This is a genomic window from Variovorax sp. Soil_C_17 (genome assembly GCF_057657265.1).
Genome location: NZ_JBDGIT010000015.1, coordinates 40,610 through 66,233, shown reverse-complemented (window position 1 = coordinate 66,233; position 25,624 = coordinate 40,610). Strand labels below are relative to the sequence as shown.

General features: G+C 68.2%; 23 protein-coding genes. 15 read left to right on the top strand and 8 right to left on the bottom strand.

What is annotated here, in order from left to right; translation table 11 throughout:
• Window positions 1-47 precede the first annotated feature (47 nt).
• Both AC3A6Y_RS32475 and AC3A6Y_RS32470 read left to right on the top strand, forming a co-directional pair.
• Window positions 48-1,076: a DUF2272 domain-containing protein gene (locus AC3A6Y_RS32475; protein ID WP_487872336.1), complete on the top strand. Its 1,029-nt coding sequence runs from the start codon at window positions 48-50 to the stop codon at window positions 1,074-1,076.
• Between the two features lie 146 nt (window positions 1,077-1,222).
• Window positions 1,223-2,206 (top strand): LysR family transcriptional regulator, encoded by a 984-nt coding sequence (locus AC3A6Y_RS32470; RefSeq protein ID WP_487872351.1) that lies wholly within the window; start codon window positions 1,223-1,225, stop codon window positions 2,204-2,206.
• A 14-nt stretch (window positions 2,207-2,220) separates the two neighbouring features.
• Here AC3A6Y_RS32470 and AC3A6Y_RS32465 read toward each other — a convergent pair whose 3' ends face one another.
• Genes AC3A6Y_RS32465 through AC3A6Y_RS32450 form a run of 4 tightly spaced genes read right to left on the bottom strand, consistent with a single transcriptional unit; the run spans window position 2,221 to window position 6,321 of the window.
• Window positions 2,221-3,273 carry a VWA domain-containing protein gene (locus tag AC3A6Y_RS32465; RefSeq protein ID WP_487872335.1) on the bottom strand — a complete coding sequence of 351 codons (1,053 nt, stop codon included), beginning with the start codon at window positions 3,271-3,273 and terminating at the stop codon, window positions 2,221-2,223.
• Window positions 3,270-4,262, bottom strand: coding sequence for a DUF58 domain-containing protein (locus AC3A6Y_RS32460; protein WP_487872334.1), 993 nt, complete (start codon window positions 4,260-4,262; stop codon window positions 3,270-3,272). The genes AC3A6Y_RS32465 and AC3A6Y_RS32460 overlap by 4 nt, the downstream gene beginning before the upstream one ends.
• On the bottom strand, window positions 4,243-5,262 hold the full coding sequence (locus AC3A6Y_RS32455; RefSeq protein ID WP_487872333.1) for an AAA family ATPase: 1,020 nt from the start codon (window positions 5,260-5,262) through the stop codon (window positions 4,243-4,245). Before AC3A6Y_RS32455 ends, AC3A6Y_RS32460 begins: the two co-directional genes overlap by 20 nt.
• 60 nt (window positions 5,263-5,322) lie before the next feature.
• Window positions 5,323-6,321, bottom strand: coding sequence for a S1C family serine protease (locus AC3A6Y_RS32450; RefSeq protein ID WP_487872332.1), 999 nt, complete (start codon window positions 6,319-6,321; stop codon window positions 5,323-5,325).
• A gap of 89 nt (window positions 6,322-6,410) precedes the next feature.
• On the opposite strand from AC3A6Y_RS32450, the gene AC3A6Y_RS32445 reads away from it, so the two are divergent.
• The 12 genes from AC3A6Y_RS32445 (at window position 6,411) to AC3A6Y_RS32390 (ending at window position 18,645) form a co-directional block, all read left to right on the top strand.
• Complete coding sequence (locus AC3A6Y_RS32445; protein ID WP_487872331.1) at window positions 6,411-7,271, top strand: TatD family hydrolase; 861 nt, start codon at window positions 6,411-6,413, stop codon at window positions 7,269-7,271.
• 124 nt (window positions 7,272-7,395) lie between these two features.
• Complete coding sequence (locus AC3A6Y_RS32440; protein ID WP_487872330.1) at window positions 7,396-7,833, top strand: hypothetical protein; 438 nt, start codon at window positions 7,396-7,398, stop codon at window positions 7,831-7,833.
• Window positions 7,834-7,902: 69 nt separating this feature from the next.
• On the top strand, window positions 7,903-8,436 hold the full coding sequence (locus AC3A6Y_RS32435) for a DNA-deoxyinosine glycosylase (RefSeq protein WP_487872329.1): 534 nt from the start codon (window positions 7,903-7,905) through the stop codon (window positions 8,434-8,436).
• Window positions 8,433-9,182 (top strand): class I SAM-dependent methyltransferase, encoded by a 750-nt coding sequence (locus AC3A6Y_RS32430; protein WP_487872328.1) that lies wholly within the window; start codon window positions 8,433-8,435, stop codon window positions 9,180-9,182. The genes AC3A6Y_RS32435 and AC3A6Y_RS32430 overlap by 4 nt, the downstream gene beginning before the upstream one ends.
• Window positions 9,179-10,966 (top strand): type IV pilus assembly ATPase TfpB, encoded by a 1,788-nt coding sequence (gene tfpB / locus AC3A6Y_RS32425; protein WP_487872327.1) that lies wholly within the window; start codon window positions 9,179-9,181, stop codon window positions 10,964-10,966. Before AC3A6Y_RS32430 ends, tfpB begins: the two co-directional genes overlap by 4 nt.
• A gap of 123 nt (window positions 10,967-11,089) precedes the next feature.
• Window positions 11,090-11,578 (top strand): tripartite tricarboxylate transporter TctB family protein, encoded by a 489-nt coding sequence (locus AC3A6Y_RS32420; protein WP_487872326.1) that lies wholly within the window; start codon window positions 11,090-11,092, stop codon window positions 11,576-11,578.
• 13 nt (window positions 11,579-11,591) lie between these two features.
• Entirely contained in the window at window positions 11,592-13,106 is a 1,515-nt protein-coding gene (locus AC3A6Y_RS32415) for a tripartite tricarboxylate transporter permease (RefSeq protein WP_487872325.1), read from the top strand.
• 82 nt (window positions 13,107-13,188) lie between these two features.
• Window positions 13,189-14,169 (top strand): Bug family tripartite tricarboxylate transporter substrate binding protein, encoded by a 981-nt coding sequence (locus AC3A6Y_RS32410; protein ID WP_487872324.1) that lies wholly within the window; start codon window positions 13,189-13,191, stop codon window positions 14,167-14,169.
• Between the two features lie 4 nt (window positions 14,170-14,173).
• The gene (locus AC3A6Y_RS32405; RefSeq protein WP_487872323.1) at window positions 14,174-15,787 is read left to right on the top strand and encodes a gamma-glutamyltransferase family protein; all 1,614 of its coding nucleotides are present in this window, start codon (window positions 14,174-14,176) and stop codon (window positions 15,785-15,787) included.
• A gap of 6 nt (window positions 15,788-15,793) precedes the next feature.
• Complete coding sequence (locus AC3A6Y_RS32400) at window positions 15,794-16,723, top strand: DMT family transporter (protein WP_487872322.1); 930 nt, start codon at window positions 15,794-15,796, stop codon at window positions 16,721-16,723.
• 20 nt (window positions 16,724-16,743) lie between these two features.
• Window positions 16,744-17,547, top strand: a complete 804-nt coding sequence (locus AC3A6Y_RS32395) for an SDR family oxidoreductase (RefSeq protein WP_487872321.1) — start codon at window positions 16,744-16,746, stop codon at window positions 17,545-17,547.
• Between the two features lie 111 nt (window positions 17,548-17,658).
• Complete coding sequence (locus AC3A6Y_RS32390; RefSeq protein ID WP_487872320.1) at window positions 17,659-18,645, top strand: quinone oxidoreductase family protein; 987 nt, start codon at window positions 17,659-17,661, stop codon at window positions 18,643-18,645.
• A gap of 18 nt (window positions 18,646-18,663) precedes the next feature.
• On the opposite strand, the gene AC3A6Y_RS32385 is transcribed toward AC3A6Y_RS32390, so the two are convergent.
• The 4 genes from AC3A6Y_RS32385 to AC3A6Y_RS32370 form a co-directional block, all read right to left on the bottom strand.
• Entirely contained in the window at window positions 18,664-20,322 is a 1,659-nt protein-coding gene (locus tag AC3A6Y_RS32385; RefSeq protein ID WP_487872319.1) for a Na/Pi cotransporter family protein, read from the bottom strand.
• 53 nt (window positions 20,323-20,375) lie between these two features.
• Window positions 20,376-20,879, bottom strand: coding sequence for a signal peptidase II (gene lspA, locus AC3A6Y_RS32380; RefSeq protein WP_487872318.1), 504 nt, complete (start codon window positions 20,877-20,879; stop codon window positions 20,376-20,378).
• Window positions 20,879-23,734: an isoleucine--tRNA ligase gene (gene ileS, locus AC3A6Y_RS32375; RefSeq protein ID WP_487872317.1), complete on the bottom strand. Its 2,856-nt coding sequence runs from the start codon at window positions 23,732-23,734 to the stop codon at window positions 20,879-20,881. Before ileS ends, lspA begins: the two co-directional genes overlap by 1 nt.
• Before the next feature lie 122 nt (window positions 23,735-23,856).
• Complete coding sequence (locus tag AC3A6Y_RS32370; RefSeq protein WP_487872316.1) at window positions 23,857-24,894, bottom strand: bifunctional riboflavin kinase/FAD synthetase; 1,038 nt, start codon at window positions 24,892-24,894, stop codon at window positions 23,857-23,859.
• A 164-nt stretch (window positions 24,895-25,058) separates the two neighbouring features.
• Between AC3A6Y_RS32370 and AC3A6Y_RS32365 the strand changes: the two genes are divergently transcribed.
• Complete coding sequence (locus tag AC3A6Y_RS32365) at window positions 25,059-25,616, top strand: HNH endonuclease (protein ID WP_068681453.1); 558 nt, start codon at window positions 25,059-25,061, stop codon at window positions 25,614-25,616.
• The last annotated feature ends 8 nt before the right edge of the window (window positions 25,617-25,624 follow it).

Sequence of the window (25,624 nt, the reverse complement as noted above, 5' to 3'; positions counted from 1 at the left end):
CAGCAGCGCGCGCGTCGGGCGCCTCCGGCCGGCTATGCTCGCGCGGCATGCGGCTTCTCGATACTCGGCCCTGTTTGCCATGGCGCTTCCATGCCGCGGCAGCGCTGGTTGCCGCACTGCTTTGGGCGGCTGCCGGCCCGGCCGGGGCGGCCTGCCTGGCCACGGCCTTGCACTTGCCACCCGTTCCGCGCGCCCTGGCCATGGCGGCCGCGGCGCAGCGCGAGCACCGCGCTTTCGGCGGGCAAACGCTGGATGCCGAAGGCCGGCTCACCGATGCCGGCTATTCCGAAGCCGAGGACGCGCGCGGCGGGCTGAGCGCGATGGCGCCGTGGGAGCGGGTGCTGGGCTACTGGCGTGCGGTGGATCCGCAGGACGCCCGGCTGCCCTCCCAAGTGCGCTTCGGCGCGCTGCGCCCCGCCTCCCGCGAGTTGCTGATCCAGGCCCTGAACCGGGCCACGGCCGCGCACCTGCAGGGCCTCGGCGTGGACGCGGCGCAGGGCCTCGAATCCCAGGACCTGCGGGCCGTTCAGGCCGCACTCGATCGCGTGGCGGTGATCGATACGCCCTGGTCCGCCGCCTTCGTCAGCTGGCTGGCGCGCCAGGCCGGGCTCGGGCCCGACGAGTTCGTCTTTTCGGAAGCGCATGCCGACTATGCCGGTGCCGCATGGCAAGCCCGCGCCGACGAGGCGCAGGGCCTGGCCAACCCTTCCGCGCTGCGCGCCTGCGATCTCGCGCGCACGCCGCCCCGCGTCGGCGACCTGGTCTGCCACGCACGCAGCGACGACGCGAGCCTGTCCACCTTCGAGGCGATCGGCCGCATCCTCGCTGAGCGGCCCGCCGGCGGCGCGGCGCTGCCCATGCACTGCGACGTGGTCGTCGCGGTGGATGCGAAGGGATTCGACGCGGTGGGCGGCAACGTCCTGCAGTCGGTGACGATGCGCCGGCTTGCCTTCGCGCCCCGCACCCGATTGCTGGACCCCAGCTATCTGCCGCAGGGCTGCCAAACCGGCCCCTCGGGTTGCGTCGATCGGCACATGAGCCGGGCGCCCTGGTCGCTGCTGCTGCAGTGGCGTTGACGCCGGCCGCCGCTGCCCCCGGGCGTGCCCGGATGGCACGGCGGTCGATAAGCACTATCTTCTTGCTATCGCTTTCGTCCATGTCCCGCATCGATGCCGTCAATACGTCGCGTGCAGGCATGGGCCTCGCTCCTGCACATCGACGCATGCGCTTCAACAAGCTGGATCTGAATCTTCTGGTCGCCCTGGATGCCATGCTGGCCGAGCGCAGCATCAGCCGGGCGGCCGAGCGACTGCATCTGAGCCAGTCGGCGATGAGCAATGCCCTGGGGCGGCTGCGCGACTACTTCGACGACGAGCTGCTGGTGCAGGTCGGCCGCAAGCTGGAGCTGACCCCGCGGGCCGAGACGCTGAAGGAATCCGTGCGCGACGTGCTGGTGCGGGTGGATTCCGCGATCCTCGCCCAGCCACGCTTCGACCCCGCCCAATCGGACCGCTGCTTTCGCATGATCGTCTCCGACTACACCTCGATGGTGCTGATGCCGCATCTGCTCACGCTGGCCGGCCAGCAATCCCGCACCGTGCGCTTCGAACTGCTGCCGCTGCTGCAGCCGCCTCTGCGCGAATTGGAGAGCGGCGAGGCCGACCTGCTCATCCTTCCGACGGAATACCGCACGCCCGGGGAGCACCCCTACGAACTCCTGTTCGAGGAGCAGTTCGTCTGCGCGGTCTGGAGCGGGGGCTGCTTCGGGCATGCCGACAGGCTGACGGCCGAGCAGTACGCGGCGGCCGGGCACATCGTGATGCAGCCATCCGGCATGGACGAGCCCACGCGGGCCGGATGGCTGAAGCGCCGCTATCCGGGGGTTCGGCGCATCGAAGTCAGCACCTACAGCTTTGCCGCGGTTCCCTACCTGGTCGTGGGCACCGACCGCATCGCGACCATGCACGCCCGGCTGGCCCGGTTGGCGCGCAAGTCGCTGCCGCTGCGCGTGCTGGCGGCGCCGCTGCCGTCGCCGGCGATGCAGCAGACCATGCAATGGCACAAGTACCGCACGCTGGACCCGGGGCTGGTCTGGCTGCGCGGGCTGCTGCAGGAGGCGGTGCTGTGCATGGATGCGGAATTGGGCGCTGCGGCCGCGGCAGCCGCGGCGCCCGCGGATCTCGTCGGCGTGAAGGTGTCGCCCTGAGGCCTTTGATGGCCTTAGAGGATGCGGTTGAACCAGAGCAGCGACAGTCCCGCCGACAGCAGCGCCAGCACCGCGGCGCCGAGCGCGAACAGTGCCGAGATCTCGGTTTCCTTCTTCTCGACCGTGAGCCTGGAACTCAGCGTGTTGTAGACCTTGGTCAGGTCGGCCGCGGTGCCTGCGTAGTAGTACTCGGCCTGCGTCTTGTTGGCGATGGCCTTGAGCGTTTCCTCGTCGAGGCGCACCCGCATCGACCAGCCCTCGAAGCCGATGGTCTCGCCGTCCACGGTGCCGATGCCCACGGTGTAGACACGCACGCCGCGCTCGGCCGCGACCTTGGCCGCGTCGAGCGGGTCGACGCCGGTGGTGCGCTGGCCGTCGGTCAGCATGATGATGGCGGCCGAGGTGTAGGAGCCCGGCGCCACCGGCGTGAACTCCTTGGGCGCCGGCTTGCCGGCCTGCTCGAGGGGCACGCCGCGCGTGCGGTTGCTGTTGTTGCCCTGCGGGCTGAAGTTCGAGATGTCGATGCCGGCGTCGGGGAACAGCGTGGCCAGCGAGACGACGATGGCGTTGCCGGTGGCCGTTGCGCGCTGCAGCTGGAAGGAGTCGATGGCCTGCACCAGGTCCTCGCGGTTGGTGGTGGGCAGCTGTGCGACGTTGGCGCTGCCCGCGAAGGCGACGATGCCGACCTTCACGTGGCGCGGCAGATCCTTCAAGAAGGCCTTTGCCGCCTCCTGCGCGGCCACCAGCCGGTTGGGCTGGACGTCCGCCGCGCGCATGCTGCCCGACACGTCCATCGCCAGGATGATGGTCTGCTGGTTCGAGGGCAGCACCACCACCGCCATCGGCCGCGCCGCGGCGATCAGCATCGCGACCAGCGCGAGCAGGAAGAGGAAGGGCAGGATGTGGCGGCGCACGCTCTGTCGAACGCCCATCGCCTCGCGCACGATCGACAGGCTGGCGTAGCGCAGCGCCAGCTTCTTCTTGCGCCGCAGCAGCCAGACATAGAGCAGCACCAGCAGCGGCGCCGCGGCCAGGAGCCAGAGGAATTGAGGCCAGAGGAAGTTCATGCTGCCACCGCCTTGGGCTGGGACGAGCCGGCGCGCACCCGGCGCTTGCGCATGTCGGCAAAGCGCACGATCGCTTCCACCAGATCGTCGTTGGTCGAGAGTTCGAGCGTGTCGACGCCGACCTTCGCCAGCGTCTCGCGCAGTGTGGTTTCGCGCTCGGCGGCAAGGCGGGCGAAGCGCTTGCGGAAGGCGGCGTCGTGGGTATCGACCCACAACTGCTCGCCGGTCTCGGCGTCGGTGAGCGGCACCAGGCCGAGGTCGGGGATGTCGAGTTCGAGCGGATCGAACAGGCGCACCGCCACCACCTCGTGCCGCCGCACCAGTTGCGCGAGCGCGCGGTCCCAGCCCGGCTCGCTGAGGAAGTCGGACACCACGAACACGGTCGAGCGGCGCGGCATGAGCACTGCGGCGGACTTGAGCAGGTCGGCCAGCCGGGTCATGCCCTTCTGCCGGGGCTGCTCCTTCTGGCGCGCCCGGCGCTCCATCGCGTTCAGCAGGTACAGAACGTGGCGGCGGCCGGTGCGCGGCGGGATCACGGCCTCGACGTCGTTGCCGTAGACCAGTGCGCCGACCCGGTTGCCGTGCCGCGTGAGCAGGCGCGCGATCACGCCGACGAAGCCGGCCGAGATCTCGCGCTTGGCCTTGCGGCCGGAGCCGAAGTCCACCGAGCGGCTGAGGTCGAGGACGAACCAGGCAGCCATCTCGCGGTCTTCGGTGAAGACGCGCACGTGCGGCGTCTGCAGCCGGGCGGTGACGTTCCAGTCGATGTGGCGCACGTCGTCGTGGTGCTGGTACTCGCGCAGGTCGGCCAGGTCCAGGCCGGTGCCGCGCATCAGCGTGCGGTAGTCGCCCTGCAGCAGGCCGTCGAGCCGCCGGATGACCGTCCATTCGAGCCGGCGCAGCGCGCGCTCGGCGCCGCCGGCCGCGGCTTCTGCCGCAAGCGCTTCGTCGTTGGCCGCGGGGCGTCGGCTAGGCCACCAGTTTTTCATGTTCGAGCGGTTTGGCCGGCGGCGGCACGGCCCGCATGATGCGTTCGATCAGGCTGTCGGGCGTGAGGCCTTCGGAGAGGCCCTCGTAGGACAGCGTCACGCGGTGGCGCAGCACGTCGGGCACCAGGGCCGTCATGTCCTCGGGCAGGGCGTAGGTGCGGCCGCGCAGCAAAGCCAGTGCGCGCGCCCCCTCGGTCAGGTTGATGCTGGCGCGCGGGCTGGCGCCGTAGGTGATGAAGCGGCGCATGTCTTTCAGGCCATGGCGGTCGGGCATGCGGGTGGCCGACACCAGCCGCACGGCGTATTGGATCAGCGAGGGGTCGACATACACCTGCCGCGCCTCGGCCTGCAGCGCCGCGAGCTGCTCGGTGGTCGCCACCGGGCTGGCCTCGACCGCGGGGCCGATCACGCGCTCGACGATCACGAACTCTTCCTCGTCGGTCGGGTAATCGACCAGCACCTTCATCATGAAGCGGTCCACCTGCGCTTCGGGCAGCGGGTAGGTGCCCTCGGTCTCGATCGGGTTCTGCGTGGCCATCACGAGGAAGGGGCGCGGCACGCGGTGGGTCTCGCCGGCAATGGTGACCTGGCGCTCCTGCATCACCTCCAGCAGCGCGCTCTGCACCTTGGCGGGCGCACGGTTGATCTCGTCGGCCAGCAGCAGGTTGGCGAACACGGGGCCCAGCGAGGTGCTGAACTCGCCGGTCTTCTGGTTATAGATGCGCGTGCCCACCAGGTCGGCCGGCACCAGGTCGGGCGTGAACTGGATGCGCTTGAAGCGGCCGCGCACCGCGTCGGCCAAGGTCTTGACGGTCAAGGTCTTGGCCAGGCCCGGCACCCCTTCCACCAGCAGGTGGCCGCCCGCCAGCACCGCGACCATGACGCGTTCCAGGAAGCGGTCTTGTCCGACCACGACGCGCTTGACCTGGTAGAGGATCTGCTCCATCAGCTCGGCGGTGGTCGCGGAGGGCGCGAAGGTCGGTTCGGTCTCTGTGCTCATGCGGTGCTTTCGGTGATGCGGTCAGAAAAACGCGATGGAAAAACGCGATGGGACAAGCGATCAGAAGGGCGGCGAACCGGCGGCCGAGGCAGCGTTCTCGATCGGCACTGCAAATCCGATGCCAATGAAGGTGCGCTGCTGCGTCGGGTTGAGGATGGCGGTGACGATGCCCAGCACCTCGCCGTTCATGTTGATCAGCGGGCCGCCCGAATTGCCGGGGTTGGCGGCGGCGTCGAACTGGATCAGGTTGCCCAGCTCCTGCTTGCCCTCGGGCGAGCGGAAGGAGCGCTTGAGGCCCGAGACCACGCCGGCCGACACGGATGGGCCGATGCCGAAGGGGAAGCCGACCGCGGCCACCTGGTCGCCCGGCTGCAGGTCGGCGGTGGAGCGCATGACGGCCGGGATCAGGTCGTCGGGCAGCTTCTGCGCCTGCAGCACCGCAAGATCGTTCTCGGGCTGCACGCCGGTGATGACGGCCGGCGCCTCCAGGCCGTCGGCGAAGGTGACCCTGATCTTCTCGGAGCCTGCGACCACGTGCAGGTTGGTGAGGATGATGCCCTTGTCGACGATCACCACGCCGGTGCCCACGCCGCGCTCGACCTCGCCCGGCGGCTCGTCCGCCTGCGCTTCGGGCGCCTTGCCTTTGGCCAGGTTGCGTCCTTGCTTCTGGGTCTGTGCCTCGGGGGTCTTCTTCTCGGGGCCGTAGCCCACCACCCGCACCACGGAGGGGCGGATGATCTCGGCGGCCTTGGCGGCCGGCGAGGGGAGGGTGGCCGTGTGCAGGGTGCGCAGCACGGCGGCATCGATGTCCTTCTGCGTGTACTGGCGAATGTTCTGGCGCGGCCACAGCGCGACGCTGGTTGCGGCCGATCCGATGCTGAGGGCGAGCAGCAGCGCGAAGCTGCGGCGGCCGGGCTGCCAGCGTGCCTTGGCGGCGGGCGCCGCGGCCGGGGGCGATGCGCCGTCGGCGGAGTCGCCGGGCTGCTGCGGCGTCCCGGCATCGGCCGCGTCGTCGAGCGGCGTGCGGGGCGAGCGACTGTAGAAAGCTGGCCTGCGCATCGGGACACCTCCGGCTAAAAAGTCCACGCGTGAGGAGGCACGGTAGCACGCTTTCCGCGCCAGTGCATGCGTTCGGGCATCATCCGCCGATGGCCGTCTTCGTCGATACCCATTGCCATCTGGATGCGCCGGAATTCGGCGACGAGATGCCCGCGATCCGGGCGCGCGCGGCAGAGCGGAACGTGGCCCTTTGCGTGATTCCCGCGGTGGCGGCCGCCAACTTCGCAAAGGTGCGAGAGCTGGCGCATGCGCAGGACGACGCCTACGCGCTCGGCATTCATCCCATGTGCACCGGCGAGGCGGCGGAGGAGCACCTGGCGCAGCTCGATGCGGAACTCGCGGCCCGGCACGACGACCCGCGGCTTGTCGCGGTGGGCGAGATCGGGCTCGACTTCTTCGTGCCCGGGCTCGACGCCGACAAGCAGGCACACTTCTTTCACACTCAGTTGCAGCTCGCCCGCAAGCACGGGCTGCCGGTGATCGTTCACGTTCGCCGCTCGGTGGACCAGGTGCTCAAGCATCTGCGCCAGGTGGCGGCGGACGGGCGCTGGCTGGGCATCGCGCATGCGTTCAACGGCAGCGCCCAGCAGGCGCAGGCCTGCATCGGACTCGGGCTCAAGCTGGGCTTCGGCGGGGCCCTGACCTTCGAGCGCGCGCTGCAGCTGCGCCGGCTCGCGGTGGAGTTGCCGCTCGAGGCGATCGTGCTGGAGACCGACTCGCCCGATATCCAGCCGCAGTGGATCTATCGCACGCAGGCGCAGCGCGCGGCGGGCGAGCCGCAGGGCCGCAACGAGCCGGGCGAGCTGCCGCGCATCGCCGAGGTGCTGGCAGACCTGCGCGGCATCGCGCCCGAGGCGCTCGCCGAAGCCACCACGCGCAACGCGATCGCGGCGCTGCCGCGTCTGTCGGCGCTGATGGGCGCGTCGGCGGATCGCCTACCCGCCGCGTAGGCCGAGGGCGCTTGTTGCGCGGCGGCGGGGTTCGCGCACGCTTTCGATGTCATCCTTGGCTTTCGAGTGACCGTTGCAAGACGGTGGCAAGTTCGTCACTCCAACATCCAAAGGAGCTTTCCTCATGAAGAACACAGCATCGATTCGCGTTCTCCCTGCCGCGCTGGCACTCGCCCTGGCATCCATCGGCCTGTCGGCCACGGCTCAGACCCAGACTCAGGCCCAGCCTGCCGCCCAGCCGACCCCGGTCGAGAAGGTGGAGAACGCCGGCGAGAAGGCCTGGGACGCGACCAAGAGCGGCACCAAGAAAGCCGTGAGCGCGACCGAGAGCGGCGCCGAGAAGGCGTGGGAGGGTACCAAGAAGACCACCAAGAAGGCCTGGAGCGCCACCAAGAGCGGCACCAAGAAGGCGACGCATGCGACCGGCGAAGCCGCCGGCAAGGCCGGCACGGCCGTGAGCAACACCGCCGCGGCGGCCGGCGACAAGACCCGCCAGGTGGGCGACAAGATCGGCGAGAAGATCCCGGGCACGGCCCAGAACGAAGCCGCGAAGAAGCCCTGATGGCCGCTTGATGCCCCGCAAAAAAACCCGCCGTCGGCGGGTTTTTTTGCTTCTATGCTCGCGGGTGAGATGGATCGACGCGACGAGCACCCCGGCGAAACGCAGACAGTGCTCACGGGCCTGGCGCCGATCGTGTCGGAATCCACGGTGCTGCTGATTCTCGGCAGCTTCCCGAGCGTCCGGTCGATCGCGCAGCGGCAGTATTATGCGCACCCGCAAAACCAGTTCTGGAGAATCTTGCAAGCCACCTGGCCCGACATCCCGCTGCCCATGGGGCCCGACAGCTATCAAAAGCGTAGCGACTGGCTGCTCGCGCGCGGCCTCGGCCTATGGGACGTGTACGGGCGCTGCCGGCGCGAGGGCAGCCTCGATTCGGCGATCCGCGACGCTGTCGTCAACGACATCGCGGGCCTGCGCCTGCCGGCGCTGGCTGCCATTGCACACAATGGTGGCGAGAGCTTCAGGCATGCGCGGCACACGCGCACGCTGGGCGTGCCGGTCCATCGCCTGCCCTCGTCCAGCCCGGCGCACGCATCCTGGAGCTTCGAACGCAAGGCGGCGGCATGGCGCGAGGTGATCGCGCAGTACCTGCCCGTGCCATGAAGCGCGCCCTGCCCGAGGTCAACTTCTCCGACTACGGGGACGTGCGCTACCTGCACCTGGGCACCGAGTGGGTCCAGGGCTCGATGAAGCTGGACGCACCCTTCGAGATCGAGCTCGAGTACGTGCAGCGCATGATGGCCTGGCTGCTCTTCGTCGACCCTGCCGAGGTGCCGAAGCGCCACGCCATGCAGCTGGGCCTGGGCGCGGCCAGCCTCACCAAGTTCTGCCGCAAGGCGCTGCGCATGCGCACCACGGCGATCGAGCTCAATCCGCGGGTCGTGGCGGCCTGCCGCGGCTGGTTCAAGCTGCCGGCCGACGATGCCCGGCTGCGCGTGGTGGTGGCCGATGCGCAGACCGAAATCCGCAAGCCCGAATGGCAGGGCACGGTGGATGCGCTGCAGGTCGACCTCTACGACCACGAGGCCGCGGCGCCGGTGCTCGACAGCGAGGACTTCTATGCCGACTGCCGACGCCTGCTGACCGAAGACGGCTGCATGACGGTGAACCTCTTCGGCCGCTCCTCCAGCTACGAGCGCAGCCTCGAGAAAATTGCCGGCGCATTTGGCGAGAAAGCGCTGTGGGCCTTCCGGCCGACGCGCGAGGGCAACACCATCGTGCTGGCCCAGCGCAGCCCCAGCCGGCCCAAGCGCCCGGCGCTTGCCGAGCGCGCCCAAAGCATCCAGACTCGCTGGAGCCTGCCCGCGCCCAAGTGGCTGCGGGTGTTCAAACCGATCGCCGACCGATGAACGCAGTGACCTCTCCCCATTCGGCTGCTGCCCGCCACGAAGGGCCCCTCAACCTGCGGCACCTGATCGAATGGCTCGCGAAGGACCGCGTGATCTCGCCCGAGGAGGCCAAGCGGACGCTGACGCGCTGCGCCCAGGCCGAGAGCCGGCAGCCGCCGCTGGTGCGGCTGGCCAATGTGGCCATGACGCGCCAGGGCGACGGCAAGCCGCTCGACCTGGAGATGCTGACCGAATGGCTGGCCGGCCGCGCCGGGCTCGCGTATCTGCGCATCGATCCGCTGCGCGTCGACGTCGGCAAGGTGGCCGACACCATGAGTGCCGCCTATGCCGAGCGCCACAAGGTGCTGCCGGTGCAGGTCACGCCGGCCGAGGTGGTGGTGGCCACTGCCGAACCCTTCCTCACCGACTGGATCGCCGAGGTCGAGCGGCAGGCGCGCCGTCCGGTGCGGCGCGTGGTTGCGAACCCGACCGACATCCAGCGCTACACGGCCGAGTTCTTCTCGCTGGCCAAGTCGGTGCGCGCGGCGCAGAAGGCCGGCGGCAACGCGGGCAGCGCGAGCTTCGAGCAGCTGGTCGAGCTGGGCAAGAGCAACAAGCAGCTCGACGCCAACGACCAGAGCGTGGTGCAGGTGGTCGACTGGCTGTGGCAGTACGCCTTCGACCAGCGCGCCAGCGACATCCACCTGGAGCCGCGGCGCGAGCAGGGCGTGATCCGCTTTCGCATCGACGGCGTGCTGCACCCGGCCTACCAGATGCCGATGGGCGTGATGAACGCGATGGTCTCGCGCATCAAGCTGCTGGGCCGCATGGACGTGGTGGAGAAGCGCCGCCCGCTCGATGGCCGCATCAAGACCCGAAACATGCGGGGCGACGAGGTCGAGATGCGGCTTTCGACGCTGCCCACTGCCTTCGGCGAGAAGATGGTGATGCGCATCTTCGATCCGGACACCGCGGTGAAGGATCTCGACGCACTGGGCTTTGCACAGCACGACGCGCAGCGCTGGGAACAGCTGGTGACCCGGCCGCACGGCATCATCCTGGTGACCGGGCCGACCGGCTCGGGCAAGACCACCACGCTCTACTCGACGCTCAAGCGGGTGGCGACGGAGGAGGTCAACGTCAGCACCATCGAGGACCCGATCGAGATGATCGAATCCTCCTTCAACCAGACGCAGGTGCAGCCGCAGCTGGACTTCGGCTTCACCGAGGGCCTGCGCGCGCTGATGCGGCAGGACCCGGACATCATCATGGTGGGCGAGGTCCGCGACCTCGCCACCGCCGAGATGGCGGTGCAGGCCGCGCTCACCGGCCACCTGGTCTTCAGCACCCTGCACACCAACGATGCGCCCAGCGCCATCACGCGGCTGATGGAGCTGGGGGTGCCCAACTACCTCATCAACGCCACCATGCTCGGCGTGCTGGCGCAGCGCCTGGTGCGCACGCTGTGCCCGCATTGCAAGGTGCCGGACGAGAGCGTCACGCGCGAACAGCTCGGCGCCTTCGTCAAGCCCTGGCAGATCACCGGCTCGGTGCGCGCCTACAAGCCGGTCGGCTGTGTCGACTGCCGCATGACAGGCTACCGCGGCCGCATGGGTCTCTACGAGCTGCTCACGATCAGCGAGCCCTTCAAGACCTTGGTCGACAAGGAGCCCAACGTGGGCGCGCTGCGGCACCAGGCCGTGGCCGACGGCATGCGGCCGTTGCGCCTGGCCGGCGCCCTGCGCGTCGCCGAAGGGCTGACCACCGTCGACGAAGTCCTGAGCGCCACGCCGCCGCTCGAATAGAACCGGGCGCGAGACCTCGCGCCCCGGGAAAACCCTGGCTTCACGTTAGGTGGTATCCACATCGATCCTGACCACCGGCTGACCCCACAATCCGCTGTTCGAAATTTTTCGAGGGGACAGTTCGTGAAGATCAAAAGTCAAAGGGACTTTTTCGCGGGTCTGATGTTCACCGTCGTCGGCATTGCCTTCGCATGGGGAGCAACGACCTACAGCGTGGGCACCGGCGCGCGCATGGGGCCCGGCTACTTTCCGCTGATGCTGGGCATCCTGCTGGCCGTGCTGGGGGTCATCGTGATCTTCACGGCGCTGACCATCGAGACGGTGGACGGCGAGCCGGTGGGCAAGATGGCCTGGCGTCCGCTGACCTTCATCATCGGCTCCAACATCGTGTTCGGCATCCTGCTCGGCGGCCTGCCCGGCATCGGCTTGCCCGCCATGGGCCTGATCGCCGCCATCTACGCCCTGGTGCTGATCGCCGGTCTCGCGGGCGAGCACTACCACATCCGATCCAGCCTGATCCTCGCCACCATCCTGGCGGTGGGCAGCTATGTCGCCTTCGTGGTCCTGCTCAAGCTGCAGTTCCAGGTCTGGCCCACCTTCATTACCGGCTGAGAGCGACAACGCCATGGATCTCATCAACAACCTCACCATCGGGTTCACCGCGGCTTTCACGCTGCAGAACCTCATCTACGCTTTCGTCGGCTGCCTGCTGGGCACGCTGATCGGCGTGCTGCCGGGCATCGGCCCGGTCGCCACCATCGCCATGCTGCTGCCGGCCACCTACGCGCTGCCACCGGTGGCCGCGCTGATCATGCTGGCCGGCATCTACTATGGCTCGCAATACGGCGGCTCCACCACGGCCATCCTGGTGAACCTGCCGGGTGAATCGTCCTCGGTCGTCACGGTGATCGACGGCCACCAGATGGCCAAGCAGGGGCGAGGAGGGGCCGCGCTCGCGGCAGCCGGCCTGGGGTCCTTCTTCGCGGGCTGCGTCGGCACGCTGATCCTGGCCGCCTTCGCACCGCCGCTGACCGAGCTGGCCTTCAAGTTCGGCCCGGCCGAGTACTTCTCTCTGATGGTGCTGGGCCTGATCGGCGCGGTGGTGCTGGCCTCGGGCTCGCTGCTCAAGGCGATCTGCATGATCGTGCTGGGCTTGCTGATCGGGCTGATCGGCACCGACGTGAACTCGGGTGTGGCGCGCTACAGCTTCGACATCCCCGAGCTGACCGACGGCATCGGCTTCATCGTGATCGCGATGGGCGTGTTCGGCTATGGCGAGATCATTTCCAACCTTTCGCGTCCCGAGGAAGACCGCCAGGTCTTCACCTCCGAGGTGCACCACCTGTGGCCCACCAAGGAAGACTTCAAGAACGGCTTCCCCGCGGTGCTGCGCGGCACCACGCTCGGCTCCTGCCTCGGCATCCTGCCCGGCGGCGGCGCGCTGCTGTCGGCCTTCGCGGCCTACACGCTCGAGAAGAAGATGAAGCTCAAGGCCGGCGAAGTGCCCTTCGGCAAGGGCAACATCCGCGGCGTGGCCGGGCCCGAGGCGGCCAACAACGCGGGCGCCCAGACCTCCTTCATCCCGCTGCTGACCCTGGGCATCCCGCCGAACCCGGTGATGGCGCTGATGGTCGGCGCGATGACCATCCACAACATCCAGCCCGGCCCGCAGGTGATGACCAGCAATCCCGAGCTGTTCTGGGGCCTGATCGCCTCGATGTGGATCGGCAACCTGATGCTGATCATCCTGAACCTGCCGCTCATCGGCATCTGGATCAAGCTGCTGTCCATTCCTTACCGCTGGCTGTTCCCGGCCATCGTGCTGTTCTGCGCCATCGGCGTGTACTCGACCAACAACAACACCTTCGACGTCTGGATGGTCGCGATCTTCGGTGTGGTGGGCTACATGTTCATCAAGCTGGGCTGCGAGCCGGCGCCGCTGCTGCTGGGGCTGATCCTCGGGCCGATGATGGAGGAGAACCTGCGGCGTGCGCTGCTGCTGTCGCGCGGCTCGTGGAGCGTGTTCGTCACGCGGCCGATTTCGGCCGGGCTGCTGGTCGCGGCTGCGCTGATGGTCGTGATCGTGCTGCTGCCGGCGGTCAAGTCCAAGCGCCAGGAAGCCTTCGTCGAAGTCGACTGAAGCTTCTCGCTTCGCCGAGCGGCGCCTTCGGGCGCCGTTTTGCTTTGAGCAGCCGCAACGCCGAAGCCTCAGAATCTGACCCATGAAAGTGAAAAGATCCGCCCTTCTTCGTGCCGGCGCACTGGTGCTGTGCGCGGCTGCATTGCCCGCTGCCTTCGCGCAGCAGGCCTACCCCAACAAGCCGATCCGTCTGATCGTGCCTTTCCCGGCCGGTGGCGCCACCGACCTCTTCGCGCGCACCCTGTCGCAAAAGATGGGCGAGAAGCTGGGTACGACGCTGGTCATCGACAACAAGCCGGGCGCCGGCGGCGCCATCGGCTCCGACCTCGCGGCCAAGGCGCCGGCCGACGGCTACACGCTGCTTTTGGCGACCACCAGCACGCACTCGATCGGCCCCGCCATCAACGCGAAGCTGCCCTACGACGCCGTGCGCGACTTCACGCCCATCGCGCATGTGGGCGATGCCCCCAGCATCATGCTGGTGCCCAACAGCTCGCCGGCGAAGACGGTGCGCGAATGGATCGAGTATGCGAAGAAGAATCCCGGCAAGCTCAACTACGCCTCCAGCGGCAACGGCACCATCGTGCAGCTCACGGCGGAGCTCTTCAAGGCGCAGGCGGGCGTGTTCGTCACCCACATCCCGTACAAGGGCACGGCGCTGGCGATCCCCGACCTGATCAGCGGCAAGATCGACGTGCTCTTCGATTCGCTGCCCACCGGCATGCCGCACGTGCGCGACGGCCGGCTGCGCGCGCTCGGCGTGACCTCGCTCGATCGGAGTCCGCTGGCGCCCGAGCTGCCGGCCATCGCCGACGTGCTGCCGGGCTTCGAGTCGAACACCTGGTTCGGCCTCTATGCGCCCAAGGGGCTTCCGGCCGATCTACTGGCGCGCATCAATGCCGCGGCCAACGAGTCGGTGAGCGACCCCGAGGTGCGCGACAAGCTCTCCAAGCTGGGCATCGCGCCCGCCACCGGCAGCCCGGCGCGGTTCGCGGCCATGGTGGCGCAAGACTCCGCCAAATGGAAGAAGATCATCACCGAACGAAAAATCATCAGCGACTGAAGCCATGAAGTTCGACTACGCCAATCCCTACACCTCCACCCGCATCCCGGTCTTTGCGCGCAACGTGGTCTCGACCTCGCATCCGCTCGCGGCGCAGGCCGGCCTGCGCATCCTTCAGCAGGGCGGCAATGCGGTCGATGCGGCCGTCGCCACCGCGGCCGTGATGACCCTGGTCGAGCCCGTCAGCAACGGCCTGGGCAGCGACGCCTTCTGCATCCTGTGGGACGGCGAGCGGCTGCACGGGCTCAACGCATCCGGCTGCTCGCCGGCCGCCTGGACGCCCGAGTACTTCCATCGCAAATACGGCAAGGACGCCGCGGCACCGCCACAGCGCGGCATCGACTCCGTCATCGTGCCCGGTGCCGTCGGCAGCTGGGTCGCGCTGTCCGAGCACTTCGGCAAGCTGCCCTTCGAGGACCTGATGGCACCGGCCATCGAGATCGCCGAGCGTGGCTACCTGGTGCCCCCGGTGGTGCAGCAGAAATGGGCCGCAGCCACGCCGATCCTGCAATCGCAGCCCGGCTTCGCCGACGCCTTCCTGCCCTGGGGCCGCGCGCCCGAGGTCGGCGAGCTGTTCCGCTTTCCCGCCGCGGCGCGCGCGCTCAAGGCGATCGCCGCCACCCGGGGCGACGCCTTCTACAGCGGAGAGATCGCCGAGGCGATGGAGAAGTTCTCGCTGGCCCACGGCGGCTGCCTCAAGGTGCGCGACCTCGCCAACTGGAAGCCGGAATGGGTGGCTCCGATCGCGCAGGACTATCGCGGCTACACGCTGCACGAGATGCCGCCCAACGGCCAGGGCATCGCCGCGCAGATCGCGCTGGGGATCCTGCAGAACTTCGACATGGCCTCGATGCCGCCCGACTCGGTGGCCTCGCAGCACCTGCAGATCGAGGCGATGAAGCTGGCCTTCGCCGATACGTACCGCTACGTGTCCGACCCATCGTCGATGGAGGTGTCCCCGCTGCAAATGCTCGATGACGCCTACCTCGCCTCGCGTGCCAAACTGATCGACGTGAAAAAAGCGCAGGATTTCAAGGCCGGCAACCCCGTCAAGGGCGGCACCATCTATCTCACCGCGGCTGACGAGAGCGGCATGATGGTGAGCTTCATCCAGAGCAACTACATGGGCTTCGGCTCCGGCTGCGTGGAGCCGTCCTTCGGCATCAGCCTGCAGAACCGCGGCCACGGCTTCAGCCTGGATGCCAAGAGCCCCAATGTGGTCGAGCCGCGCAAGCGCCCCTTCCACACCATCATCCCGGGCTTCCTCACGAAGGACGGTCAGCCGGTGATGAGCTTCGGCGTGATGGGCGGCAACATGCAGCCGCAGGGCCACATGCAGACGCTGGTGCGCATGCTGGACCACGCCCAGAACCCGCAGGCGGCCTGCGACGCGCCGCGCTGGCGCTTCAACCACGGGCTGGAGATCAACGCCGAAGGGGCGATGAAACCCGAACTCGTGCAAGGCCTCGGCGCGCTCGGCCACAAGGTCGAGGTGATCAACGACTCCTACCAGGACTTCGGCGCCGGCCAGTTCATCTGGCGTGCAGGCGAGCCGGCGGTCGAGGGCTACGTGGCGGCGAGCGATGCCCGGCGCGACGGCCTCGCTGCTGGTTACTGAGCGCCGATGTCTTGCGTGCAGGCAGGCGCCGCGGGACCCGCGCACACGCACAAGCGCATCGGGCCCGGACTGGCGCTCGCCTCGCTGGGCGCCATCGCCTTCAGCGGCAAGGCCATCATCGTCAAGCTGGCCTACCGCTACGGCGTGGACGCGGTCACGCTCATCATGCTGCGCATGCTGTTCGCGCTGCCGCTGTTCGCGCTCATGGCCTGGTGGGCGGGGCGCGGGAAGCCGGCCCTGACGCGGCGCGACTGGATGGGCGTGGCCGGCCTCGGCTTCTCCGGCTACTACCTCTCCAGCTTTCTGGACTTCGCAGGTCTGGCCTACGTCACGGCCAGCCTCGAGCGGCTGATCCTGTATCTCAACCCGACGCTGGTGCTGCTGTTCGGCTGGATCGTGTACCGCCGCCGCATCACGCGCTGGCAGGCCGCCGGCATGGCGATCAGCTATGCGGGGGTGCTGTTGGTCTTCGGCCACGAGTTGCAGCTGGGCCAGAGCGCGGCGGCCGCCTGGGGCACGCTGCTCGTCTTCCTGAGCGCGGTGAGCTATGCGGTCTACCTCGTGGCCAGCGGCGAATTCGTCAAGCGCCTGGGATCGCTGCGGCTGGTGGGGCTCGCGACCAGCGTGGCCTGCGTGCTGTGCATCGTGCAGTTCCTGTTGTTGCGGCCGCTGGAAACGGCCTTCCTCGTGGCGCCTGCGGTGATCTGGCTGTCGGTGCTCAACGCGATCGTCTGCACCGCACTGCCGGTGCTGGCGGTGATGATGGCCATCGAACGCATCGGGCCCGCGATGGCCGCGCAAACGGGCATGATCGGCCCGATGTCGACCATCCTGATGGGCGTGCTGATCCTCGGCGAGCCCTTCACCGCGTGGATCGCGGCCGGCACCGTGCTGGTGATCGCGGGCATTTTTGTTTTCACACGTACAGGGCGCTGAACGCCCGAAGGAATTCGATCATGGATCTTGGAATCGCAGGCAAAACGGCCCTCGTGTGCGGGGCCAGCAAAGGGCTCGGCTACGGCTGCGCGGAGGCGCTGGTGCGCGAAGGCGTGAACGTGCTGATCGTGGCGCGCGGCGCAGAGGGCCTGGCGGATGCGGCGAAGAAACTCGAGGCGGCGGCCGCAGCCTGCGGGAGCGCCGTCAAGCCCTGGGTCAAGCCGGTGGCCGCCGACATCACGACGGTCGAAGGGCGCGCCGCGGTGTTCGCGCTGCAGAAGGACTTCGACATCGTCGTCACCAACGCCGGCGGCCCGCCCCCGGGCGACTTCCGCGACTGGGACCGCGAGGCCTGGATCAAGGCGGTGGATGCCAACATGCTCACGCCCATCGAGCTGATCAAGGCGACGGTCGACGGCATGGCGGCGCGCGGCTTCGGGCGCATCGTCAACATCACCTCCAGCTCGGTGAAGGCGCCGATCGACATCCTCGGTCTCTCCAATGGCGCGCGCAGCGGGCTCACGGGCTTTGTCGCGGGCGTGGCGCGCAGCGGGATTGCGGCCCAGGGCGTGACCCTCAACAACCTGCTGCCGGGCTCCTTCGACACCGACAGGCTGAAGGGCACCATGGCCGGCGCAGCGAAGAAGACGGGCCAGGACTTCGACACCGTGTGGGAAAGCCGCAAGAAGAACATTCCGGCGAAGCGCTTCGGGACGCCGGAGGAGTTCGGGGCGATCTGTGCCTTTCTGTGCAGCGTGCAGGCGGGTTATTTGACGGGGCAGAACGTGCTGGCGGATGGCGGGGCGTACCCGGGCACCTACTGATTCGTGCGCACTCTCCCGGAAGGCGAGAGAGTTCAAATACCCCCTCCAGCACCACCATCGCACCCTGACTACGATGTGCCTCCCCAACCCATCCAGACAAAAGGAAAACCCATGCGCAGCAAAGCCATCCGCATCGACCGCAATGGCGGCCCCGAGGAACTGAAGCTCGTCGAGGTCGAAGTGGGCGAGCCCGGCCCCGGCGAGATTCGCATCCGCCATCACGCGGTCGGGCTCAACTTCATCGACACCTACCAGCGCAGCGGGCTCTATCCCTTGTCCCTGCCGCTGCAGCTCGGCATGGAGGCGGCGGGTGTGGTCGAGGCGGTGGGCGAGGGCGTCACGCACCTGAAGGCCGGCGACCGTGCCGCCTATGCCAGCCAGCCGCCCGGCGCCTACTGCGAGCTGCGCGTGATGCCGGCCAAGACCGTGTGCAAGCTCCCGGACTCGATTTCCTTCGAGACCGGCGCGGCCATGATGCTCAAGGGCCTGACGGCCCAGTACCTCTTGAAGAAGACGCTGCCGGCCGAGGGCCTGCAGCCGGGCGACTTCATCCTCTTCCACGCGGCCGCCGGCGGCGTGGGGCTGATTGCGTGCCAATGGGCCAAAGCCCTCGGCCTGCAGCTCATCGGCACGGCCGGCACCGACGCCAAGTGCAAGCTGGCGCTGGAGTACGGCGCCGCGCATGCGATCAACTACAGCACCGAGAATTTTGCCGAGCGCGTCAAGGAGATCACGGGCGGCAAGGGCGTGAAGGTGGTGTACGACTCGGTGGGCAAGGACACCTTCGAGGGCTCGCTGAATTGCCTGCGGCCTTTCGGCCTGCTCGCCATCTTCGGCAACGGCTCGGGGCCGGTGCCGCCGGTCAACCTCGGCGTGCTCGCCTCCAAGGGCTCGCTCTACATCTCGCGGCCCACGCTGTTCACGCACATCGCCACGCGCGAGAGCACGCAGGCCATGGCCGACGACCTGTTCGCCGCGGTCACCAGCGGTGCGGTGAAGATCCCGATCGAGCAGCGCTACGCCCTGGCCGACGTGCAGCAGGCGCACCGCGACCTGGAGGCGCGCAAGACCACGGGCTGCACCATCCTCACGCTCTGAGCGCGCTGGGGCCGCCCCTCACTCGATCTCGGCCAGCCGCGACTCGCGCATGCGCGTGCGGGAAAGCGCGCCGGCCGAGTCGAGGATCGGGTAGGCGATCGAGCAGATGTGGGAGTTGATGCGCTTGAGCTCGCTGATCAGGTCGATGTGCAGCGAGCTGGTCTCGATGCTGGAGGCGGTCTGCTCCGACAGGCGCTCCAGGTGCGTGCCGGCATAGGCGCGCTCCAGGTCGCGAAAGCGCGCCTTCTCCTCCAGCAGCCTCTGTGCGTCGCGCACATTGGCATTGAGGAACACGCTCATGCCGAGCCGCAGGTTGGCGAGCAGCCGCTCGTGCAGCTCGACGATCTCGCGCATGCCGGCGGCGGAGAAGCTGCGCTGCTTCTTGATCTTCTTGTCCTCGATGTCGATGATCACCCGCTCGATGATGTCGCCGATCTGCTCCATGTTGATGGTGAAGCTGATGATGTCGGTCCAGCGCCGGCTCTCTTCCTCGCCCAGCGCCTCGCGCGAGATCTTGGTCATGTAGTACTTGATGGCCGAGTAGAGCTCGTCCACCGTGTCGTCCAGCTTGCGCAGCTCGGCGGCCAGGCGCAGGTCGTTGTCGCGGATCACCTTGAGCATGCCGATCAGCATGGTCTCGACCACGTCGGCCTGATGCAGGGCCTCGCGCGCGGCGTTGGAGATCGCCAGCGTGGGCGTCGAGAGCGCGGAGGGGTCGAGGTGCCGCGGCCGCTGCATGGCGGGCGATTCGGTCGGCACCGGGAGCAGCCGTGTCACCAGCCCCGCGATCCAGCCGGTGAGCCCGATGAAGCCGATGCTGATGATGAGGTTGAAGCCCAGGTGGAACAGCACCACGAGCTGTGTCGCGTCGGAGATGTAGGGCCGGGCCTCGCGCAGGTAGAGGCCGACGAAGGGCGCCGCGATCGCCACGCCCAGCAGCTTGAAGATCAGGTTGCCGACCGTGACCTGGCGCACCGGGACCGCCGACTTCGCGGTGGTCAGCACCGCCAGCAGGCCGCTGCCCAGGTTGGCGCCCAGCACCAGGCCGAGCGCCACATCCAGCGGCACCACGTTGGAGCTGGCCATCGCCGCGACCAGCAGCACCACCGCCAGGCTGGAGTAGGCCGCGATCGCCAGCACGGCACCGATGGTGACCTCCAGCAGCACGTCGCTGGCGAGCGAGGCGAGGAGCTCCAGCACCGCGGGCGAGGAGAACAGCGGCCCGGTCGCCTCGACCACCAGCTGCAGCGCCAGCAGCATCAGGCCGAGGCCGATCAGCACTCGCCCGATGCGGCCGGCCACCGTGGAGCCGCGCGAGATGAAGAGCACCACGCCGACGAAGATGAAGAGCGGCGACAGCCAGGAGAGGTCGGCCGAGAACAGCACCGACATCAGCGCCGTGCCGACGTCGGCGCCGCGCATCACGGCCAGCGCGGCCGGCAGCGCCACCAGGCCCTGGCCGACGAAGGAGGAGGTCATCAGCGAGGTGGCGGTGCTCGATTGCACCAGCGCCGTGACGCCGATGCCCGAGAGCGCGGCCGTGAAGCGGTTGCGCATGCTGTGCACCAGGATCTTGCGCAGGTTGGCGCCGAAGACGCGCAGCACGCCGGTGCGAACGAGATGGGTGCCCCATACCAGCAGCGCGACGGCGGCCAGCAGATTCAACAGGTGCTTCATGGAAGCGAAGGACTATAGACCAGCCTTCGGCTCCCGCCGCCGGGGCCGGCGCCTTACTTGCCGCGGCGCACGCGCCGCAGCTCGTCGAGGATGAGGCAGATGGCGCCGATGGTGATGGCGCTGTCTGCCACGTTGAAGGCCGGGAAGTGGCGGCCTGCCAGGTGGAAGTCGAGGAAGTCGACCACGTAGCCGTGCATCATGCGATCGACCACGTTGCCGATCGCTCCGCCCAGGATGGCGGCCATGGCGAAGGAGAAGAGCTTCTGGCCGGCGTGCGACCGGAGCATCCAGATGATGAACAGCGCCGCCGCCACCCCGATGGCGGTGAAGAACCAGCGCTGCCAGCCCGCCGCATCCGCGAGGAAGGAGAAGGCGGCGCCGGTGTTGTGGGCGCGCACGATGTTGAAGAAGCTGGTGATGTAGGTGGCATCGCCCAGCTTGTAGTAGCCCAGGATGAGCGTCTTGGTGAACTGGTCGAGGATCAGGATGACCAGGGCCAGGGCGAGCCAGGGCCAGATGCCGGTGCGCGGCGAGGCGAGCGAGCGGGTCGCGGCCATCAGGCGGCACTCCTGGCTTCGCCGGCACCGAACAGGTTGCTGGTGCAGCGGCTGCACAAGCTCGGATGCGCCGGGTCGTGGCCCACGTCGTCGCGCCAGTGCCAGCAGCGCTCGCACTTGGTGGCGGTGCTGGGCGTGACCTGCACCGCCAGGGCCCCGCTCTGGTCCAAGTCGACCACCGAGGTGATGAGGACGAACTTCAAGTCTTCGCCCAGAGAAGCCAGCAGGGCATGGTCTTCGGCCGGCACGGCGAGCTTCACGTTGGCTTGCAGCGAGGAGCCGACCTGGCCGGCCGCGCGCACGTTCTCGATCTCCTTGTTGACCGCATCGCGCACCTCGCGGATGCGCGACCACTTGGCCAGAAGCGCTTCGTCGGGCTGCCCCAGGTCGCAGTACACCTGGGTGAAGATCGATTCGCCGTTGCCGCAGAACTTCCAGGCCTCTTCGGCCGTGAAGCTGAGGAAGGGCGCCATCCAGCGCAGCATCGCCTGCGTGATGTGCCACAGCGCCGTCTGCGCGCTGCGCCGCGCGCGCGATCCGGGCGCGGTGGTGTAGAGGCGGTCCTTCAGGATGTCGAGGTAGAAGGCGCCCAGGTCCTCCGAGCAGTAGACCTGCAGCTTGGCCACCACCGGGTGGAACTCGTAGACCTTGTAGTGCGCCAGCACCTCGGCCTGGAACTGGGCGGCGCGGCTCAAGGCGTAGCGGTCGATCTCGAGCAATTCGGCCAGCGGGACCGCGTCCTTGGCGATGTCGAAGTCGCTGGTGTTGGCGAGCAGGAAGCGCAGCGTGTTGCGGATGCGGCGGTAGGCGTCCACCACGCGGGCGAGGATCTTGTCGTCGCCGGCGATGTCGCCGGAGTAGTCGCTGGCCGCGACCCAGAGGCGGATGATCTCGGCGCCCAGCTTCTTGTTGACCTCCTGCGGCTCGATGCCGTTGCCGAGCGACTTGCTCATCTTGCGGCCCTGGCTGTCGACCGTGAAGCCGTGGGTCAGGAGGCCCTTGTAGGGCGCGCGTCCGTACAGCGCGCAGGCGATCAGCAGCGAGGAGTGGAACCAGCCGCGGTGCTGGTCGTGGCCTTCGAGGTAGAGATCGGCCTCGGGGCCGGTTTCGTGGTGCCCGTTCGCGTGCGTGCCGCGCAGCACGTGCGAGAAGGTGGAGCCCGAGTCGAACCAGACCTCGAGGATGTCGGTGCTCTTGGTGTAGTGCGGCGCGTCGTCGGCGCCCAGCATCTCTTCGGTGGTCGCGCGGCTCCAGGCCTCGATGCCGCCTTTCTCGACGATGTCGGCCGCCTGGTCGAGGATCTCCATGGTGCGCGGATGCAGCTCGCCCGTGTCCTTGTGCAGGAAGAAGGGGATGGGCACGCCCCAGCTGCGCTGGCGGCTGATGCACCAGTCGGGCCGGTTGGCGATCATGTCGTGCAGGCGCGCCCTGCCGTTCTCGGGGTAGAAGCCGGTGTCGTCGATGGCAGCCAGCGCCAGCTGGCGCAGGGTCTTCGGGGCCTTGTCCTTGGTGAACACGCCCTCGCCCTCGTCCATGCGCACGAACCACTGGGCCGCGGCGCGGTAGATCACCGGCGTCTTGTGGCGCCAGCAGTGCGGGTAACTGTGGGTGATGGTGTCGGTGGCCAGCAGCCGGCCGGCATCGCGCAAGGCCTGGATGATGTGCGGCACCGCCTTCCAGATGTGCTGGCCGCCGAAGAGCGGGAAGTCGGGCGCGTAGGCGCCGTTGCCCTGCACCGGATTCAGGATGTCGTCGTAGGCGACACCGTGCGCGATGCACGAGTTGAAGTCGTCCACGCCATAGGCGGGCGAGGAGTGGACGATGCCGGTGCCGTCGTCGGCGGTGGCGTAGTCGGCCAGGTACACCGGCGACAGGCGGCGGTAGCCGGCATCGGCGTCGTACAGCGGATGCTCGAATTCGAGGCCGCCCAGCTTCTCGCCCTTGACGGTCGCGAGCACCTTGGCGTCGAGTGCGTAGCGGTTCATGCACATCTCGACCAGCGAGGCGGCCAGGATCAGCAGGCCGCGGTCGGTGTCGACCAGCGCGTAGTCCAGCTCGGGGTTGAGGTTGAGGGCCTGGTTGGCGGGGATGGTCCACGCGGTGGTGGTCCAGATCACGACGAAGATGTCCTTGCCTTCGCTCCCTGTCTCTCCAGGCAGGCCGAAGGCCTCCAGCACGCGGTCGGGCGCATGCGCCTTGAATGCGACATCGACCGTGTTGGACTTCTTGTCCGCATACTCGATTTCGAACTCCGCCAGCGAGGAGCCGCAGTCGAAGCACCAGTACACCGGCTTGAGCCCGCGGTAGACGAAGCCGCGCTCGATCACGCGCTTGAAGGCGCGCAGCTCGCCCGCCTCGTTGGCGAAGTTCATCGTCTTGTACGGATGGTCCCATTCGCCCAGCACGCCCAGGCGCTGGAAGTCGGTCATCTGCTGCGCGATCTGCTCCGCGGCGTAGGCGCGGCTCTTGGCCTGCATCTCGTCGCGGCTCAGGTTGCGGCCGAATTTCTTCTCGATGGCGTTCTCGATCGGCAGGCCGTGGCAATCCCAGCCCGGCACGTAGAGCGCGTCGTAGCCCTCGAGCTGGCGCGCCTTGGTGATCATGTCCTTCAGGATCTTGTTGACCGCATGGCCCATGTGGATCTGGCCGTTGGCATAGGGCGGGCCGTCGTGCAGGATGAACTTGGGCGCACCCCGGCGCGCATCGCGCAGCCGGTGGTAGCGCCCTTCGTCGTTCCATTCCCGGACCCAGCCCGGCTCGCGCTTGGGCAGGTCGCCGCGCATCGGGAACGGGGTGTCGGGCAGGTTGAGGGTGGCGCGGTAGTCGGTGGTGGTGGAGGCGGCGTCAGCAGACATGATGAAGTTCGAAACAGAGGGGCTTCGACAGGCTCGGCCCGAACCTGGATGCAGGTGTCGGTGCGAAGGAGAAAGCCGTCCGCCCTGAGCTTGCAGAAGGGCGGCAGCGCGATCGGGCCCGGTTAAATTCGATCGCGCGTGGTCTGGCGACGGGTCTCGGCGTGGGCGGAAGCGAAGAACGCACGTGCATCGCGGCCATCCTTCGCGATGCCCGCCGTCAGGGCCTCGAGGCTGGTGTAGCGCAATTCGTCGTGCAGTTTGTGCAGCAGTTCCACGCGGACGAGTTTACCGTAGGCCCCCTCCTCGCCGAGGTGGGCGGGCCAATCGAGGCAATGGGTCTCGAGCAGCACCCGGCCGGCGTTCACGTCGTTGGCATCGAGCGAGGGCCGCACGCCCAGGTTGGCCACGCCGTGCAGCGGGTGATCGTCAAGTCCGTGCACCAGCACCGCGAAGATGCCGCTTGCGGCCGGTTTCCAGTGCTTGAAGCGCAGGTTGAGCGTGCGAAAGCCGTCGTTGCGTCCCGGTGCCGAGGCGCCCAGCGCGCGGCCGAGCTTGCGGCCGTGCACCACGTGGCCGGAGATCGCGTAGGGCCGGCCGAGCAGGGCCTGCACGTCGGTCATCCGGCCCTCGGCCAAGGCCTCGCGAACGGCCGAGCTGGACACGCGCAGGCCATGCACCTCGTAGCTGTTCATGCGGGCCACGTCGAAGCCGTTGGCTTCGCCGGCTGCGTCGAGCATCGCATAGTCGCCGGCGCGCTTGGCGCCGAAGCGGAAGTCGTCGCCCACCAGCACGTAGCGCACGCCCAGGCCGTCGAGGAGCACATGCTGGATGAATTCCTCCGGCGTCTGGGCGGCCAGCCGCTTGTCGAAGGGAAGCACGATGGTCTGGCCCACACCGCTGGCAGCCAGCGCGCTGAGCTTGTCGCGCAGAGTGCCGATGCGCGCGGGCGCCAGTTCGGGCCGCTTGCTGAGCTGGGCGAAGTAGTCGCGCGGGTGCGGCTCGAAGGTCAGTACGCAGCTGGGCAGGCCGCGCAGGCGCGCCTCGGTATTGAGCAGCCCCAGCATGGCCTGATGGCCGCGGTGCACGCCGTCGAAATTGCCGATGGTCAGGGCGCAGGCCGGAGCCACGCCCGGATGCCTGAACCCCCGGAAAACCTGCATCGTTGGTATCTTTTTGATAGCGCTTCGCGCCCGTCGAATGGGCCCACTCGGGGCTTTTTGTCACAAAGCCGGTATATTGTGACGCAGTGCGTCGCCCGCAAGCTGTTCGATGTGCGCGATGTCCTGGTCTTTCCGTGGTTCTTCCCTTTTGTGAGGAGGCGTGTGTGAAGGTCTTGAAGCTGTCGGCCCAGGGGCTGCCCCAGTCGTGGATCTCGCTGGAACAAGCGGTGATCCACTATGCGGCGGACGAGGTGCGCTGGGAAGTCGGCGCGCAGGTCGCGGTGTTCCGCGGCGGGCACAACGCGGTCACGGGCCAGCAGTCGCAGATCGCGATCAACAGCATCATCGGCACCAAGGGCGTGCCGCGCATCAATCCCTTCGCGATGCGCCCCGGCCTGACCAACAGCAAGCTCTTCGCGCGCGACCGCAATATCTGCGCTTACTGCGGCGGCCATTTCCACGAGGAAGACCTGACGCGCGAGCACATCATCCCCTTCGCGCAGAACGGCATCGACAGCTGGATGAACGTGGTCACGGCGTGCAAGCCGTGCAACCACCGCAAGAGCAGCCGCACGCCCGAGCAGGCGAACATGCCCTTGCTCTACGCGCCCTACGTGCCCTCGCTGTGGGAAGACTTCATTCTGCGCAACCGCCGCATCCTGGCGGACCAGATGGAGTTCCTGATGGCGCACCTGCCGCACAACTCGCGGCTGCACGGCTAGCGCGCGGC